The following is a 16,101-nucleotide window of genomic DNA, read 5'->3' as shown; positions in this document are numbered from 1 at the left end:
TGCTAGTTGAGGTTGTCGAACATCTGGTGGACCACGTCACCCATCGGGTTGGCTCCAGCTGCGCCGAACGGCTGCATGCCCTGGTTGGGCAGGCCCTGCGGCTTGGGGTGCGCGAACTGGTCGAGCTTGTGCGCGTAGGCGCTCATGCTTTCCTCGTCGTCGCCGACGAGCAGGTCGGCCGGCACACCGGTCTTCTCGCTCACCTGCTGGGCGATGCGAGTACGTTCCTGAGCGTCCTCTGTGCTCTTCTTCCATGCGCGTAGCTCATCCGCTTCCTTGACGGTTTTTGTCGTGCTCCGCTTTGAGCTGTTCCAGCTCGTCGGCGGCGCTCTTGTTCGCCTTGGCGCGTTCCTCCCATTGGCGCGAATGCTTGGTGGCCTGGTCGAGCTTGTCCTGCAGCTCCTTGTTCCTTGCGAGGGCTTCGTCGAGCTGCTGCTGCACGTCATCGTTCGTGGCCATGATGTTCCTTTCGTGTTGGCACGTTTCGGGCAATAAAAAAGCACCCGTGCGGGTGCTTCGTATCGTGGGCTGCGCCGGAATCGAACCAGCGGTGCAAGCCATCCAGCCCCGGATATGCAAAGAGCCCCCCGATGGGACCCTTCACGCATCATTGGTTCATGGCGAGTGGATACTCTTCCTTCGGCCTGCCGTAATAGACGCACCATAGCATCCAACGCTGTAGCTCTTTACCGGTGACGTTGATGGAATTGTCCTCAATGTTGAAGAAACCGACACCTTGGGACCTGAAATACGCTGTCGACAAATCACTGAGCGGAATATCTTTGGCTTCCTTGCAGAAAGCTTCGAAATCTGCGTCTTTCATCGGCATATCACCTCCTTCACCATAGTATTGAACATTGTAACTGATTGCGGGAAGCAACGCTCTATCAACGACCATGCATCAGGATCCGCGATCTGCGAGCTCATCATCTCAGCCCAAGCCTCGGCGCATTGACGTGTGGGATTGAAATACCCATCACCGGGATGGCCAGCCCAGGTATGCGAAAGGCCGCCTCCGTGTGGGCGGCCTTTCGCGATGTTGAACGCCATGAGCTAGCTACTGAGTGCCGAATACGGCAGTACGCCATCTGGAGGGTTCACCTTCCGTCAGCGTTATCAATCATTGGCTCTGGCGTGTGAAGGCTTCCTCCAGTTCGTGCAACTCGTCATATGAGTCGGGTTCGTGTTCGTAGACCTTCTTGGCCAAGTCGATGGATTCCGGAGTGATTGTGACGGCCCCCTCATCGCATATCAGATCGACGGCCATGCCGTAACTGGCGCCCACATCATACTGAAGGAGATCGCGAAGCGTATCCGCATACTCGCGGAATCCGCATTCTCGTATTTCATTGATGAGATGAAGCGTTGTGTCACGCATCAGTTGCACGCTGTCGGACATCCGTCACCTCTTTCGGGAATATGCTTCGGATTGTCTTCACGCCTTTTTTCGTTCCGAACGTTACGCAGATTTCCAGTCCATCTATTATACCGCTCACACGTCCGAGTTTCGCGTCGCTATCCCATTTCTCGCGAGTTCTGCCCAATATGACTCTGGCCGCGTTCGCGATGTCTTCAGCCGTTCAATCCTCGGGGAATTCCGGTTTCCCGTATATCCATCCATAGCCGAATAGATGCCCGCCTCCAGCGTCGTACCCGAACAGCGAATGGTTCCAAGTTTTTGCTGTAAATCGAATCAGGGTATCATCGTCCCAGACCGGCGGTTCCAATGGAGTGAGCGGAGGAATCTTGCATACCGAATACTGCTGAAACAGACGGGTCCGGTCCTTTCTTTTACGCTCCTTCACGCCATTAACGTGTTCGTGCCATTTTCGGTACGAGAGCGAGTTGTCCTTGGACATCTTGTTGTCGTCGGGGAACACGCCGTCGGTTACGCTTTCCGGGTCTATCCGCCTCAGTGCTTTCAGCACTGTCCGTTTCGCCGTAGAGGAAGCTATGTCTCGAGCGTTCCGGTAGAGCCTATGGTATTCGTCCGGATCGTAGCCTTTGAGCGTCTGTCTGCCCCAGCTGGGGATGACGCGGCAGTCGCAGTCGTCGTGGAACCGGGTGCCGCCCTTGCCGCCGGTCTCGGCGCTCAGGTAGGCGAAGCCGCGGGATGCGAGCATGACGCAGAACGCGCATGTCTTGCCGTGTGGCACGCGTGCCCAGCGTGGCTGTGTGGGGTCGCGGCGCATGCATTGTTGTGTCTGCGAGCGCAACGCGGTGCGGATCATGTCGCCGATGAACTGTTGGGCGTCGTCGATGTCGGTCATGTCGGGCCATAGGTCGTTCATGGTCAGGCCGGCCTTGTTGGATCCTGTTTTCACGTCGCGGTATTTCAGGCCTGGATAGTCCGTGTTCGCCATGCCGTGTTGGATCTGCCAGAGGATGCGGTCGGTGTCGATGAGGCCGCCGTCGTTGAATCCGGGGAATTCCTGTCCGGTGTATTCGGCCCATGCCTGGCGCACTGTGTGGTAGTAGTCGCGTGCCAGTTGGGAGGCGGCGTCGGTGTATTCACGCATGATCTCCTTGAGCGCCATATCACCGCGCCTGAGAGCGGTCTCGATCTCGTCGGCGGCCGCGTCGGTCAGCTTCTCGATACTGTCCTGATAATTCTTGGTAGTTGCGGCCGGGCAGCCACACGTTGAAGTCGGTGATGTCGCCGTTCTGGTCGGCGCCGGTGATGGTCAGGGCGGCGGCGATGCGTCGGCGTTGCGCGTCCCACAGGGCTGCCGACGAGTCGGCCGAGCGCGGAGTGATGAGAATACGCTCACCGCTCGGGTCATACGGGTCGTAGTCGATGGTCAGGAACGAGCAGGAGTGTTTGTAGCAGCTGATGGCCGCCTCGCTTGACGTCGGCGGTCAGTTCGTTGTCCATCACGATCCATTGGATGCCATGCGGGTCGTCCACGGGCGGCCCCCTGCGATCAGCCGTTCCCGCGCTCAGCTGTGCGAGGGAACGCCGTCGCCTCCCCTGCCGCGCTCCTTATAATCGTGTGCCATGAACACCCCATTGGACGTATTGTCGAACCCGCTGAAGACGTTGCAGACGCTGCTGCCCGGCCCCTCACGGCGCGAGGCCGGGATCCAGGAGCGCCTCGACGCGCTCGACCTCGAAGTGCGGCGGCTCGAACATGAGGCGCATTGGCGCGCCGTCGACGACGACCGGCGCATCGCCGAGCTGACGCGCGCGCTCGAGGAGGAACGGGCGCGCCGGCCGCATCCCCAACCCGCGTCGAAGCGCGCCGACATGATCGTCGCGCTCGTCATGCTCGTGCTGTCGGCCGGCATGCTCATCCCGGTAATGCTCACGCTGTTCGGCGTCATCGACCCGGCGCATGCCGCCATCCGCTGGGTGGCCTTCGGTCTCGTTGCGCTCGCTTTCGCGTTCGCGCTCTCCTTTGCGATCCTGCGCGAACGTTTCCCCCGCACCTTCGCGATGACGGTCGTGTTCGCCTGCGCCGTCATGATGCAGCTGTGCGCATGTCTGCTGTGAGCGTGGCGCCGATACGACATCGCCGCCGGCCCCCTCTCGCGGGGGATCGCCGGCGGCGACTGACGTCTAGCGGTTCGAACTCTTGCCGAAGGCCCGCAGGCGGATGCCGTTCCAGTCGTCGCTGACGGTCAGCGGCGTCGACGCGTTCATGCCGGCCGTCTTCGACGCGTTCTGCACGGTGTTCGCCCCCGGCGCCCCGTCGCGTCCCGGTTTCGGCGTGAGCACCCACAGCGGGCCGTCCTGGCCGAGCACGGCGTAGGCGTCCATGATCGTGTCCGACAGGCCGTCCTCGTCATCGCCGTCGCGCCACCAGATGATCGCGCCGTCCACGGCGGAATCGTATTCCTCGTCCACCAGCTCCTCACCGGTCAACGTCTCGATGTTCTCGCGGATCGTGTCATCCACATCGTCGTCCCAGAGCCATTCCTGGACCAGGTCCCCCGTGCGGAAGCCGAACTCCTCAGCTTTCTCAGATGCCGTTTGATTCACGTTCGCCAATATAGCAAACACCGGCGAACACGCCCGGCCTGCGGCCGCGGGCCTCACGTCCCGCGCAATCGGCGCGGCGGAGCCGTTCGAGGGTCCCGTCATCCGGCCGTGCAGCTCGGCAGCGAGTCCCCGCGCCCTTCGCCGATCGCGACGAGCGCGCGGTACGCGTCGTCGAGCGTGGACACCTTGACGTCGCGCAGGCCCTCGGGCACATGGCCGACGACCTCGTCGCAGTTGGCGGACGGCGCGAGGAACCATGTGGCGCCGTCGCGTTTCGCGCCGAGCATCTTCAAGTCGATGCCGCCGATCGCGCCGACCTCGCCCTTGTCGTCGATCGTGCCGGTGCCCGCCACCGTCGTCTTCGCCGACTCCTCGGCCGGCGTCAGCATGTCGACGAGGCCGAGCGCGTACATCATGCCGGCCGACGGGCCGCCGATGTCGTCGACGTGCATCGTCACCTTCGCCCCCTTGACGTCGACGCCGAGCTTTGCGGCGTAGTCGAGGCCGGCGGTGACGGCCGCGTCCTGCGACGAGGTCATCTCCTGCTGCGATTCGCGCTTGTACTCCTCGCTCGTCTGGCCGGGAGTGAAGACGGCCTCCTGCGGCATGACGAGCATCTGCGGATCGGCCCAGCCCCACAGCGCCTCGGCGTTCGAGACCGGGTATCCGGGCACGCCGGCGGCGTTGACGGTGACGAGCAGCAGCCTGCCGGAGTCCTTGTAGGTCCGCACGCCGGAGACGTCGATGACCTTCCTGCCGCCGCTGTCGCCGAGCACGTCCTGCGTCGGGCCGGGCGTCTCGACGACGTAGGCGCTCGGCATCAGCAGGATCACGGCGCCGAGCAGCACGGCGAGCGCGCCGACCGCGAAGCCGAAGGGCCGGCCCCGCCAATGCGCGGCGAAACGGCGGAGCGGACCAGGACGCGCGGCGTCCTGCGCCGGGTTGGGTATCTGCGTGTGCGACATGCCTCCCATACTATGGCCGCGGCGGAATTATTTCGGCGTGTCGCGTATTGAGACAGGTAGGAAAAAATGAAGCGTACATACGAGTGCGAAGGGAACCCATGATGGATGAGAACACGTTGCACCAATGGTTCATCGACTGCTTCGGCGCCGTGCAGGGCGAGATGGCGTGGCGGCAGCTCGAGTCGCTGCCCGACCAGATCCGCGAGCAGCTGATGAGCCAGAGCCCCGAGGACCTGCCCGACCCGGCGCAGATCCGCGGCATGATGCAGGCATTCGCCGGAGGCGGACTCAATTCCTTCGGCGAGATGCAGCAGACGATCGCCGAAGGTCCGATCAACGTCAAGCTCGCGAAATCGATCGCGCTGCAGCAGGCGAACGACGCCGACGGCGGACGGATCGTCACCGCCGAGGAGGGCAACGCGATGCGGCGCGCGATGAGCGAGGTCAACCTGTGGCTCGACACGACGACCGGCTTCGATCCGGCGCCGTCCCACGCCGAGGCGCTGACGCGCGCCGCCTGGGTCGAGGGCACGATCGAGCAGTGGGCCCAGTTCGCCGCCCCGGTCGCCGCGTCGATGAACGACGCGCTCGGCGCCGTCATCTCCGAACGGCTCGGCGACGCCTTCGACGGCGAGATCACCGGCATGTTCGCCGGGCCGGTGCCGATCCCGATCCCCGAAGGCATGAAGGACCCCAGGCAGCTGATGAAGCTGTTCGCCAACACCTCCTACGCGATGCAGCTCGGCCAGGCGGCCGGCGCGATGTCGAAGGAGGTGCGCGGCAGCTACGACCAGGGCATCGAACTGCTCAAGAACCCGGCGGGCGGCCTCATCATGCAGAACGTCGACGAATACGCGGGCGAGCTCGAGATCGACGCGTCCGAGGTCACCGCGTTCATCGCGCTGCGCGAACAGGCCTATGCGCGCCTGTACGCGACGGTGCCGTGGCTTATGCCGCGCTTCGCCGCGCTCATCGGCAAGTACGCGCGCGGCATCACGATCGACCTCGACGCGATGGAGGAGCAGCTGCGCGGTGCCTCGTCGCTCGACCCGGACTCGCTGTCCGGCGCCGTCAACCTGTCGAACGTCGGACTGACGACGACCGACGAGCAGAAGGAGACGATGCATTCGATCGAGACGCTGCTCGCGCTCGTCGAGGGCTGGGTCGACTGCGTCGTGTGGCGTTCCGGCATGGCGCACCTGCCGCATCTCGAGCAGCTGCGCGAGATGATGCGCCGCGAGCGCGCCGTCGGCGGCCCCGCCGAGCTGACCTTCGAGAACCTGCTCGGCCTGCAGCTGCGCCCCAAGCGCACACGCGAGGCCGCGCAGCTGTGGGAGCGCATCACCGCCGACCAGGGCGTCGAGGCGCGCGACGCGATGTGGGGGCACCCGGACCTGCTGCCGAGCCTGCCCGACGAGACCGACCGGACCGAGGCGGCCGAACCGAAGGGCGGACGCATCGACTGGGACGCCGAGCTGAGCCGTCTGCTCGACGACGATGCGAACGGCGGCGACGGCACGAACGACCCGGACGACGACGCGCGGTCGAACTGACGGCGCGCATCAGCGAAGAAAGCGGCTTACGTCCCTGGCGAAGCCGCTTTCCTCGTTCATGCGGCGCGCATAGGACAGATGCAGCGCGTCCTCGGCGCGAGTCACCCCCACATAGAGCACGCGCCGCTCCTCCTCGAGCGTCGTCGGATCATCGGAGGCGTGGAACGGCATCAGCCCGTCGGACAGCCCGACGAGGAACACATGCTTGAATTCAAGGCCCTTCGATGCGTGGATCGTGCTGACCGTCGCCCGCCCGCTGCGCGCGCCGGCCGCGTCGTCGATCGCGGACGCGTCCGCCGGGGGCATGTCCGCGACCGCCGACTGCTGCCAGCCGGCGTCGCGGCGCACCTGATACGGCACGCCGGCCTCGCGAAGCGCGCGCACGAACGGCCCCTGCTGCCCGTTGATGCGCGTGAGCACCGCGCAGTCGGCGGCGCGGCCGCCGCCGTCGACGATCCCACGGATCGCCGCGGCCACGGCGCGGGCCTCCTCGGCGTCGGTGCCGTAGATCGCGCTCGTCACGCGCGGGCCGCCGGAACGCACCGCACGCAGCCGCAGGTAGTCGTCGCGCTCGGGCGAGCGCGAGAGCACCCGGTTCGCGAGCGCGACGACCGGCAGCGTCGAGCGGTAGTCGCGGCTCAGCTCGATGTTCGCGGCGAGCGGCGCGAACTCGCGCGCGAAGTCGTCGAGATAGTAGCTCGTCGCCCCCGCGAACGAGTAGATCGTCTGCGCCGGGTCGCCGACGACGCAGATGTCGCGGTTGCCGCCGAGCCATCCGCGCAGCAGCCGGTGCTGCAGCGGCGAGACGTCCTGGTATTCGTCGACGGTGAGCCATCCGATGCGCTCGCGGATGTGCGCGGCCGTCTCGGGGAACGCGTCGAGCACATGAGCGCACATGAGCAGGATGTCGTTGAAGTCGATCTGCAGGCGCGCCGTCTTCTCGAGCTCGTACTGGCGGTAGACGTCGGCGAAGCGGCGCGCGTCGAGCTGCGCGGGCGGTTCGCGCCGCGTCGCCGCGCAGACGCGCTCGTAATCGTCCGGCGCGATCAGCGAGACCTTGCACCAGTCGATCTCGCGCTCGACGTCGAGCGCGACGCGGCGCTCCGGCTCATGGTTGAGCGCGCGCACGCACGCCTGCGCGACGAGGTCGCCGCGTCGCTCGGCGACCTGCGGGAACGGCCCCTCGCATAGTTCGTTCCACACCTCGCGCAGCTGCGCGAGGGCGGCCGAGTGGAAGGTCGCGACGCGCACGCCGTCGACGCCGAGCGCCGCGAGCCGTTCGCGCATCTCGTTCGCCGCCTTGACCGAGAAGGTCACGGCGAGCGCCGCGCCGGGACGCCATGCGCCGCTCGCGCATGCGTAGGCGATGCGCCGCGTGATCGTGCGCGTCTTGCCGGCGCCGGCGCATGCGATGATGCGCACCGGCCCCTCCACGCTCGTCGCCGCGCGACGCTGCGCGTCGTCGAGTCCGTCGAGAATCTCCTGCGCTGATGACTGCATGCCGACCATTGTGCCACGCGGTCGCCGCCCACCCCGCCCGGGCCCGCCGGCGGGTATGCGCGGAACGTTGCAATGCTTGCGTTTGCACAGCGGCTTGTACGCTCCGCATGGAAAAATGGCCGCTGTGAGTGAACGAAGCAATCTGATGTTGGCGGCCCTGGCCTCGGCGGCGATGCCGGATGCGGCCGTCGTCGGCGTGCGCGCCAGCGAACAGGAGAACGACACGGATGCGCGGGCCGGCATCGACCAGGCCGTCGTGCAGGATCTGCGCGGCCATCTCTACAACGTCTATGCGGCCGACGACGCGCGCGGCAGGCGCCGCCTCGCCGGCCGCGTGCGCGCGGCGCAGGTCGTCGCACGCGCGCGCGAGCTCGCCGGTCTGGGCTTCTCCACCGACCGCGTCGTCGCGTTCCAAGCGGGCGGCGACGACCCGCAGCGCGCGTCGGTGCTCGTCACCGCGCATCCCGAGGGCGTCGCCCGTTCGCTCGAACTGCTCACGCTCGACGACTGCGCGTCGGTGGGCACGGCGATCGGCGCCGTGCACCGGCTGCGGCCGACCTTCCTCACCGAATCCGGCTATCCCTCGTACACGACCGGCCAGATCCGCGCGCAGCTGACGTCGTGGATCAAGCGGCTGCGCCAGGCCGGCCATGTGCCCGGCGAGATCACCGACAGCTGGACGCGCATCCTCGAGACCGAGGGGCTGTGGTCGTTCATGACCTGCCCGGTGCACGGAGGCTACGCCGACGGCGACTTCATCTTCTCCGGATCGACGATCACGACGATCACGAACTGGCAGGAGATGCAGATCAACGACCCGGCGCGCGACCTCGCCTGGATCTTCTCGAAGCTCGACGAAACGCACCGCAACGCCGTCATCTCCGCCTACGGCCGCATCCTCGGCAACCGTCTCGACGACCTCATCATGCTGCGCGCGAACCTGTGGGTGCAGATGGCGCAGGTCGGCGACTTCATCCAGGCGCTCAGCCAGGGCGACAACGGGCGTATCATGCAGTTCAAGGCGCAGGTCGACCATCTCGCCCAGCAGCTCGGCGCGACGATGCACCGTACGCGCGGCTACGATGCGGCCCCCGGCGCGAACCCGAGCACCGTCACCGTGAACACGCTGCTGCGCGAGGACGAGGCGCGCCGACGCCACGCGACGACGCCGTCGAGCACGCAGGCGGCCTCGGCCTCGACGATCCTCGACGCGACCGACGAACGCGACATCACCGGCGGCGCGTCGCAGGCCGTGCGGCAGACGGCCGGCGACGACCGCACCGACTCCCATCCGATCGACGCGATCGGCGTCGTCGACGCCGACGACACGGCGTCCCGCCAGATCGCGGCCTCGTCGAGCGAGACGATCGTCATCGGCGTCGAGGAGCGTTCGGACCCGACCGGACAGGCGCATGCGGTCGCCGCACGCCCGCAACGGGCCGCGTCGCCCTCCGGAAGGCCGTCGAACGGACCGGAGGCGCAGACGCTGCTCATCCCGCTGCTCGAACGCGAGGAGCAGGCGATGCGCGACGCGCAGGCCGGCCTCGACCAGACGCGCCCTGCGACCGGCGACGGATCCTCACCGGCCCGGACGCAGGGCTGATTTTCCCCCACCGCCGCGCCTCATCCGTGCGCGTAGCGCGATGGCGCGGCGCATGCCGTCTGCCGTAGAATGCTGTACACCACAAGGACAGCGACCATCAGGACCTAAGGAGAGTCTCACATGGAAATCGAACTCGGCGTCCAGAACGTCACGCGCCCGGTCACATTCAACTCGGACGAGCCGGCTGAGCAGATCGAGCATACGATCGCGCAGGCGGTCGAGCAGCATACGCCGATCGTACTGAGGGACAACAAGAGCCGCCGCTTCATCGTACCGGCCGACGCGCTCGGCTATGCGATCATCGGCTCCGAGACGCGCCACGCCGTCGGTTTCGGCGCGCTCGGCTGACCGACCGCGACCTCGGAGCGATGAAGGGCGGCGGATCGACGCGGTGATCGCGTCGATCCGCCGCCCTTCGTCATGCCGGGGCGCATGCCGCGCCGCCGCGGCTATTGCCACAGCGGGATCGCGCCGCGGCGCACGATCTCGGCGACCGTCTCGTCGTCGGTCAGGCATTCGCCGAGCCGGTTCGGCTTGCCCGCGCCGTGCCAGTCCGAACCGCCGGTCACGAGCAGCCCGTAGCGTTCGGCGAGCCCGAGCAGCCGCGCGCGCTGTTCGGGAGGGTTGCCGCGATGCCGCACCTCGATCCCGTCGAGCCCCTCGTCGACCAGATGCGCGATCTGCGCGTCGGACAGCAACGTCCTGTTGCGGCTCGGATCGGCGGCGTGCGCGACGACGCTGACGCCGCCGGCCTCGGCCACCGCCCGCACGACCTCGTCCGTGCTCGGCGACGGCGTCGGGATGTAGTACTTGCTGCGGGAGCTGACCGCGTCGGCGAAGGCTGCGGAGCGGTCCGGGTAGACGCCGGCCGCGACGAGCGCGTCGGCGATGTGCGGGCGTCCGATCGTCGTCCGGTCGCCCTCCCTGACCTGGGCGAGCACGTCATCCCAGCCGATCGGGAAATCCTTCGCCAGCAGCGCGACCATCTTCTTCGTCCGCGCGAGCCGCGCCGCGCGCGTGGCGCGGAACAGGTCGCAGATGCGCCGGCTGCGAGGATCGTACTGGTAGGCGAGCATATGCACGGAGACGTCGCCGTCCTGCGCCGTGATCTCGGTGCCGCGCACGAGCGGCAGCCCCAGTTCGCCCGACGCCTCCTGCGCCTGCGGCCAGCCGGCCGTCGTGTCATGGTCGGTGATCGCCACGCCGTGCAGTCCGGCACCCTTCGCGCGCCGCACCAGCTCATACGGCGTCTCCGTGCCGTCGGAGAACACCGTGTGGCAATGCATATCCCATCCGCTCGTCGGCGGTGCCATCGCAATCGCTACCTTCGCCATACCCCCATCGTAAACGCTCGGCGCGCACCGGACGCGCGCTTTCGTCGAAATCGCCGATTCGCCCCATGCATCCCGCGTTCGGTACACTGTTCCACAGCGGCGCGCGGCCATCGGCCGCGCCGACGACATGTCCGACGCAGCGAGGAGGCCATCATGCCCGGGAACCGGCAGCAGCGCAACCAATCCGAACCACCGCACGGGGCGAACGCACGGGGCGCCTCGGCCCCGTCGCGCGCCGAGGGCATGCCGGACTCCCCCGCGACGCCGCGCGGCTGGCGCCACGGCCCCATATGGCTGTATCTCGTCATGCTCGCCGCCTCCGGGCTCGCCCTCGTCGTCTCCTTCGTACTGTCCGCCGAGACGCTGCAGATGGCGCGCGAACCCGGCAGGCTGCTGTCATGCGACGTCAACGCCGTGCTCTCATGCTCCGCCGTCGCCGACTCATGGCAGTCGGAGATCGTCAGGTTCGCCGGCCTGAGCTATCCGAACGCGTTCTTCGGCATCGCCGCCGAATCGGTGTTCTGCACGATCGCCGTCATCGGCCTGGCGCGCATGCGCATGTCGCGCTGGTTCGCGGCCTGCACATGGTTCGGCTCCCTCGCCGCGCTCGCCTACTCGTACTGGCTGACCTCGCAGTCGCTGTTCGTCATCAACGCGCTGTGCCCGTGGTGCCTCGCGCTGTGCTTCGCCACGACGATCCAGTTCATCGCCGTCAGCCACGCGACCGTCACCGTCCAGGGACTGCCGGCGCGGGCGGACGGCCTGCGCACCTACTACCGGCTCAACTTCGATCTGATGGTCGACGCCGTCTGGATCGTCGCGCTCGCCACGCTCATCCTCGTCAAGGACGGCGCATACCTCTTCACCTGAACCCCGGTTTTCCCGTCCCCTCGACCAAAGGAGCCTGATGTCCTCGCCGACCCCGCCGCGCGGCGCCGCCGCGCCCGCCACCGCATCCGCCGCGCCGACGCGGGCGCCCGAACGCTGGAGCGTCTTCGCCGTCATAGGCTTCGTCTGCGCATGGCTGCTGGCGCCGGCCGGCCTCGCATGCTCGATCGTCGCGCTCGTCAGGACCGCCGACGACCGGATGCTGCGCGGCCGTAGCCTGGCGATCGCCGGCATCGTCGTCAGCACCGTCGTCATGCTCGCCGCGCTCGCCGTCATCGCCTACTTCGTCTGGTTCGGCCTGATGTTCGTCCCCTACAGCATGCAGTTGCGCGCGGGGTGAGCGGCCCGCGCCCTCCCCGCGCGCGAGGCCGAAGCATGGCGGGCGCGGCCGTCCCCCGTCTTGACGCCGCGCGCCGCGCTCACAGCATCTCGACCTTCGCGACGATCGCCGCCGGCCCGGTGAGCATGACGTCATCGCCGGTCACGTCGACGTCCACCTTGCCGCCACGCACGGTGATGCGCCAATGGTTGACGCCGGTCTTCGCATGCAACACGACGGCCGACGCACACAGCCCGGTGCCGCAGGACAGCGTCTCGCCGCAGCCGCGTTCGAACACGCGCATCGTCGCCTCGCCGTGGTCCGCGCCGGCGTCGATCTCGTCGATGCGCACGAACTCGACGTTCTGCCCCTCGTCGATCGCCGGCGTCACGACCGGCGCCGACGTCAGGTCTATGTCCTCGAGCACCGGCAACGTGCTGAACGCGTCCTCGACGACGGTCACGACGTGCGGGTTGCCCATGTCGACGAAGGTGCCCTTGCCCGCGCCGTCGGAGCCCTCCACCGTCACGACGTGCGCGTCGACGTCGCCGATCCTCCACGCGCCCATGTCGACGCGGAACAGATGCACGCCCAGTTCGTCGTCGTCGGGCATCGGCATCAGCGTCTTGACGCCGGCGCGCGTGCCGAGCCTGAGCGGCTCGTCGCCGTCGATGCCGTGCATCGTGCGGATGAACAGCGCCGTCGCGCGCGAACCGTTGCCGCACATCTGCGCGATCGAACCGTCGGCGTTGCGGTAGTCCATGAACCATTCGACGCCGCCGTCCGTCAAGGCCTTGAGCTCCTCCTCGCCGATGTCCTTGACGTACTGCGGCCTCGTGACGCGGATCAGCCCGTCGGCGCCGATGCCGAAGCGTCTGTCGCAGATCGCCGCGATCTCCTTGGGCTGCGGATCGTAGTCGCCGTCCATGTCCTCGAACATGACGAAGTCGTTGCCGGTGCCCTGCGTCTTGTATACCGTCGTTGCAATGCTCATACGCCCCACTGTACCCGCACAGCCTCCCGTCGGTTCACCGATACGCGTACCGCCGCTCGCGGCGATGCGCGGCGCTTCGTATAATGACGCATGTCAGGCGCGCCCCCTTCACGCGCGCAACGGCTCTGTCAGGAGGCACCACCATGGCTTCGTCGGCTCCGATCGGCGTGTTCGATTCCGGCTTGGGCGGCCTCTCCGTCGTCCGCGAGATCCGCCGCGAGATGCCGCATGAGCGCATCGTGTTCTTCGGCGACTCCGCGCACGCGCCCTATGGCACGAAGACGCCCGAACAGGTGCGCGAACTGTCCGGGCATATCGTCGAGGAGCTCGTCGCGCAGGGCGCCAAGGCGATCGTCATCGCCTGCAACACGGCCACGTCGGCCGCGGCCGCCGGGCTGCGCGACCGTTACGACCTGCCGATCATCGGCATGGAGCCCGCGCTCAAGGTCGCCTGCGAGCGCGGCCATGGGCGCCGCCAGCGCGTCATCGTCGCCGCCACGCCGTTGACGTTGAGGGAACGCAAGTTCGCCGCGCTCATGCGCCGTTTCGAATCCGACCACACGATCCTCCCGCAGCCGTGCCCCGAGCTCGTCCGCATCGTCGAACAGGGCCGCCTCGCCGACCACGACCTCGTCATGCGCACGCTCCACGGCTACTTCGACCGCTACGACCTCGACTCGATTGACTCCGTCGTGCTCGGCTGCACCCACTTCATCTTCTACCGCGACTACTTCCGCGAACTGCTGCCCGACACCGTCGCGATCGTCGACGGCAACGCCGGCACCGTCCATCATCTCGACGTCATCCTCGAATCGCTCGGCGCGCTCGCCCCCGAAACGGCCGAAGGCGGCGTCGCGCTCGCGAACTCCGACCCGTCGCCGCGTGTCGCCGCGCTCGCCGGACAGCTGCTGCGCACCGGCGGCGAAACCGGTCTGCAGCGGTGACGTACAATGCTCGAATGACGAACAGCACAGCAATCATCGACGTCGGCGGCGGTTTCCGCGCGATCTTCGGCGCCGGCGTCCTCGACCGCTGCCTCGATGAAGGCATCGCGTTCGACCACGCCTACGGCATCTCCGCCGGCAGCGCGAACCTCACGTCGTTCATCGCCGGGCAGAACACGCGCACGCACCGTTTCTACACCGAATACGCGTTCCGCAAGGAATACGCGAGCATGGACGCCTACGTGCGCACCGGCAACTACTGCGACCTCGACTACGTCTACAGCACATTGAGCAACCATGACGGCGAGTATCCGCTCGACTACGAGGCCTTCGCCGCGAATCCGACCGGCCTCGACGTCGTCGCCGCGGACGGCCTGACCGGCGAGGCGCGCTATTTCACGAAGCACGACATGCATTACGACGACTACACGGTCCTCAAGGCGTCGTCGGCGGTGCCCGTGGCCTGCAAGCCGGTCGTCATCGACGGCGTGCCGTACTTCGACGGCGGCATCGCCGACCCTATCCCCGTGCAGCGCGCCGTCGACGCCGGCTACGACCGCATCGTCGTCGTGCTGACGCGCCTGAAGGACGTGCTGCGCGAACAGCACAAGGACGTCGCACCGGCCAGGCTGCTCTCCCACTCCTATCCGGCCGCAGCCGAGGCGCTGCTCAACCGCTACCGCACCTACAACGACGAGGTCGCGCTCGCCAAACGCTACGAGGAGGAGGGGCGCGTGCTGATCCTCGCCCCCGAGGACCTCTACGGGCTGTCGACGATGTCGAAGACCTACGAAGGCCTGGAGCGCATGTACCGCGCCGGCTATGCGGCGGCCGGGCCGATCGCCGCGTTCCTCGCCTCCTGAGGCATCCGCGCCGGTACGGGTGCGAACGGACGAAACGCAAAACGGTGCGGGGTCCGCAATCGATTCGGTCGTGGACCCCGCGGCTTGTCCGGCAGACGCCGGTCAGACGCGCGGAGCCGGCGATGGCGACGCCGGCGCATCCTCCTGCGCGGTAAGCATCGCGCTCGTCATCTGCTCATACAGGTCGCGGTAGCCGCCCGGCGTCGACGCCGGCAGCACGACGGTCTTGCCGTTGCGCGAGTCGGAGAGCGAGCGCAGCACGTCGAGGTACTGGTTGAACAGCACGACGTTGTTCACTTCGGTGATGTCCATGCCGACGGCCTGCAGGCTCTTGATCTGGTCGACGATGCCCGTCGCGATCTCGCGCCGGTAGTTCGCCTGGCCTTCGCCCTGCAGACGGACCTTCTCGGCCTCGGCCGCCGCCTGCGTCTCGATCTGGATGCGCTGCGCCTCGGCGCGCTGACGCGTCGCCTCCTTCTCGCGCTGCGCGGCGTTGATCGAGTCCATCGCCGCCTTGACGGCCGGACTCGGGTCGATCGACGTGATCAGCGTCTTGACGACGGTGAAGCCGAAGCGAGCCATCTCGGCGCCGACGGTCTGCTGCACATCGGCGGCGACCGAGTCCTTCTTCGCGAAGGCGTCGTCGAGCGTGAGCATCGGGATCGCGCTCCTGAGCGCGTCCTCCATGTAGGCGCGCAGCTGGCCGGCCGGGTCGCGCAGCTCGTAGTACGCCTTCGCCACGTCCGCGGCGTTGACGCGGTACTGCGTGCTCGCGACGATCTCGACGAACACGTTGTCGAGCGTCTTCGTCTCGATCTTGACGTTGAGCTGGCTCACGCGCATGTTCGTCTTCATCGCGATCTGGTCGACGAAGGGGATCTTCACATGGATGCCGGCGAAGGTCACCTTCTTGAACTTGCCGAACCGTTCGATGATGTACGCCTGCTGCTGCGGCACGATGTAGCACGAGCAGAACAGCACGATGAGCAACAGGACGGCGACGACGATCAGGGCAATCGTACCTGGGTTCATGGTGGTTACCTCATTTCCTGTGCCCGCGCGGGCACAACACCTCCACTGTACCGTGTCGGCGGCCGCCGGCGCCCGGTGGTTCCGGGAGCCGGAACCGTCCGGCGCAAACGGCCGCCCATATCGT

19 protein-coding genes are annotated in these 16,101 nt (G+C 67.2%); 8 read left to right on the top strand and 11 right to left on the bottom strand.

From position 1 onward, the window contains the following. Positions 1-2: 2 nt before the first annotated feature. From D2E22_RS05730 to D2E22_RS05710, 5 genes are all read right to left on the bottom strand, one after another. The gene (locus D2E22_RS05730; RefSeq protein WP_126032156.1) at positions 3-203 is read right to left on the bottom strand and encodes a hypothetical protein; all 201 of its coding nucleotides are present in this window, start codon (positions 201-203) and stop codon (positions 3-5) included. A 61-nt stretch (positions 204-264) separates the two neighbouring features. Further along, positions 265-459 carry a hypothetical protein gene (locus tag D2E22_RS05725; RefSeq protein ID WP_126032155.1) on the bottom strand — a complete coding sequence of 65 codons (195 nt, stop codon included), beginning with the start codon at positions 457-459 and terminating at the stop codon, positions 265-267. A 148-nt stretch (positions 460-607) separates the two neighbouring features. Further along, positions 608-829 carry a hypothetical protein gene (locus D2E22_RS05720; RefSeq protein WP_126032154.1) on the bottom strand — a complete coding sequence of 74 codons (222 nt, stop codon included), beginning with the start codon at positions 827-829 and terminating at the stop codon, positions 608-610. A 291-nt stretch (positions 830-1,120) separates the two neighbouring features. Beyond that, positions 1,121-1,399 carry a hypothetical protein gene (locus D2E22_RS05715; protein WP_126032153.1) on the bottom strand — a complete coding sequence of 93 codons (279 nt, stop codon included), beginning with the start codon at positions 1,397-1,399 and terminating at the stop codon, positions 1,121-1,123. Between the two features lie 181 nt (positions 1,400-1,580). Beyond that, entirely contained in the window at positions 1,581-2,519 is a 939-nt protein-coding gene (locus D2E22_RS05710; protein WP_126032152.1) for a VG15 protein, read from the bottom strand. Between the two features lie 479 nt (positions 2,520-2,998). On the opposite strand from D2E22_RS05710, the gene D2E22_RS05700 reads away from it, so the two are divergent. Next, a complete protein-coding gene (locus tag D2E22_RS05700) occupies positions 2,999-3,493 on the top strand; it encodes a hypothetical protein (protein WP_126032151.1) in 495 nt (164 codons plus the stop codon). Between the two features lie 66 nt (positions 3,494-3,559). Here the strand turns inward: D2E22_RS05700 and D2E22_RS05695 are convergent, their stop codons facing one another. Next, positions 3,560-3,982, bottom strand: coding sequence for a DUF3052 domain-containing protein (locus D2E22_RS05695; protein WP_126032150.1), 423 nt, complete (start codon positions 3,980-3,982; stop codon positions 3,560-3,562). A 98-nt stretch (positions 3,983-4,080) separates the two neighbouring features. Next, positions 4,081-4,947 (bottom strand): YlbL family protein, encoded by an 867-nt coding sequence (locus D2E22_RS05690; protein WP_164518435.1) that lies wholly within the window; start codon positions 4,945-4,947, stop codon positions 4,081-4,083. Between the two features lie 101 nt (positions 4,948-5,048). Between D2E22_RS05690 and D2E22_RS05685 the strand changes: the two genes are divergently transcribed. Further along, a complete protein-coding gene (locus D2E22_RS05685) occupies positions 5,049-6,500 on the top strand; it encodes a zinc-dependent metalloprotease (RefSeq protein ID WP_126032290.1) in 1,452 nt (483 codons plus the stop codon). A gap of 9 nt (positions 6,501-6,509) precedes the next feature. Here D2E22_RS05685 and D2E22_RS05680 read toward each other — a convergent pair whose 3' ends face one another. After that, positions 6,510-8,000, bottom strand: coding sequence for an ATP-dependent helicase (locus D2E22_RS05680; RefSeq protein WP_206431365.1), 1,491 nt, complete (start codon positions 7,998-8,000; stop codon positions 6,510-6,512). 115 nt (positions 8,001-8,115) lie between these two features. Between D2E22_RS05680 and D2E22_RS05675 the strand changes: the two genes are divergently transcribed. Together D2E22_RS05675 and D2E22_RS05670 are read left to right on the top strand one after the other, a co-directional pair. Continuing rightward, entirely contained in the window at positions 8,116-9,603 is a 1,488-nt protein-coding gene (locus D2E22_RS05675; RefSeq protein ID WP_420897241.1) for a phosphotransferase, read from the top strand. Positions 9,604-9,723: 120 nt separating this feature from the next. Next, positions 9,724-9,951: a DUF3107 domain-containing protein gene (locus D2E22_RS05670; protein ID WP_126032147.1), complete on the top strand. Its 228-nt coding sequence runs from the start codon at positions 9,724-9,726 to the stop codon at positions 9,949-9,951. 101 nt (positions 9,952-10,052) lie between these two features. Here D2E22_RS05670 and D2E22_RS05665 read toward each other — a convergent pair whose 3' ends face one another. Further along, a complete protein-coding gene (locus tag D2E22_RS05665) occupies positions 10,053-10,937 on the bottom strand; it encodes a PHP domain-containing protein (RefSeq protein WP_126032146.1) in 885 nt (294 codons plus the stop codon). A gap of 243 nt (positions 10,938-11,180) precedes the next feature. On the opposite strand from D2E22_RS05665, the gene D2E22_RS05660 reads away from it, so the two are divergent. After that, positions 11,181-11,807: a vitamin K epoxide reductase family protein gene (locus tag D2E22_RS05660; RefSeq protein WP_126032288.1), complete on the top strand. Its 627-nt coding sequence runs from the start codon at positions 11,181-11,183 to the stop codon at positions 11,805-11,807. A 37-nt stretch (positions 11,808-11,844) separates the two neighbouring features. Next, on the top strand, positions 11,845-12,165 hold the full coding sequence (locus D2E22_RS05655; protein WP_126032145.1) for a DUF4190 domain-containing protein: 321 nt from the start codon (positions 11,845-11,847) through the stop codon (positions 12,163-12,165). A gap of 79 nt (positions 12,166-12,244) precedes the next feature. Here D2E22_RS05655 and dapF read toward each other — a convergent pair whose 3' ends face one another. Next, entirely contained in the window at positions 12,245-13,138 is an 894-nt protein-coding gene (gene dapF / locus D2E22_RS05650) for a diaminopimelate epimerase (protein ID WP_126032144.1), read from the bottom strand. A 143-nt stretch (positions 13,139-13,281) separates the two neighbouring features. Here dapF and murI point away from each other — a divergent pair, with 143 nt between their 5' ends. Beyond that, the gene (murI, locus tag D2E22_RS05645) at positions 13,282-14,082 is read left to right on the top strand and encodes a glutamate racemase (RefSeq protein WP_126032143.1); all 801 of its coding nucleotides are present in this window, start codon (positions 13,282-13,284) and stop codon (positions 14,080-14,082) included. 14 nt (positions 14,083-14,096) lie between these two features. Continuing rightward, positions 14,097-14,945: a patatin-like phospholipase family protein gene (locus D2E22_RS05640; RefSeq protein ID WP_126032142.1), complete on the top strand. Its 849-nt coding sequence runs from the start codon at positions 14,097-14,099 to the stop codon at positions 14,943-14,945. A gap of 102 nt (positions 14,946-15,047) precedes the next feature. Here the strand turns inward: D2E22_RS05640 and D2E22_RS05635 are convergent, their stop codons facing one another. Continuing rightward, positions 15,048-15,977 carry an SPFH domain-containing protein gene (locus D2E22_RS05635; RefSeq protein WP_126032141.1) on the bottom strand — a complete coding sequence of 310 codons (930 nt, stop codon included), beginning with the start codon at positions 15,975-15,977 and terminating at the stop codon, positions 15,048-15,050. Positions 15,978-16,101: the final 124 nt, after the last annotated feature.

Source organism: Bifidobacterium castoris, assembly GCF_003952025.1.
Lineage (GTDB): Bacteria > Actinomycetota > Actinomycetes > Actinomycetales > Bifidobacteriaceae > Bifidobacterium > Bifidobacterium castoris.
The sequence above is the reverse complement of the archived record's forward strand: the minus strand, read 5'-3'. Positions and strand labels throughout refer to the sequence as shown.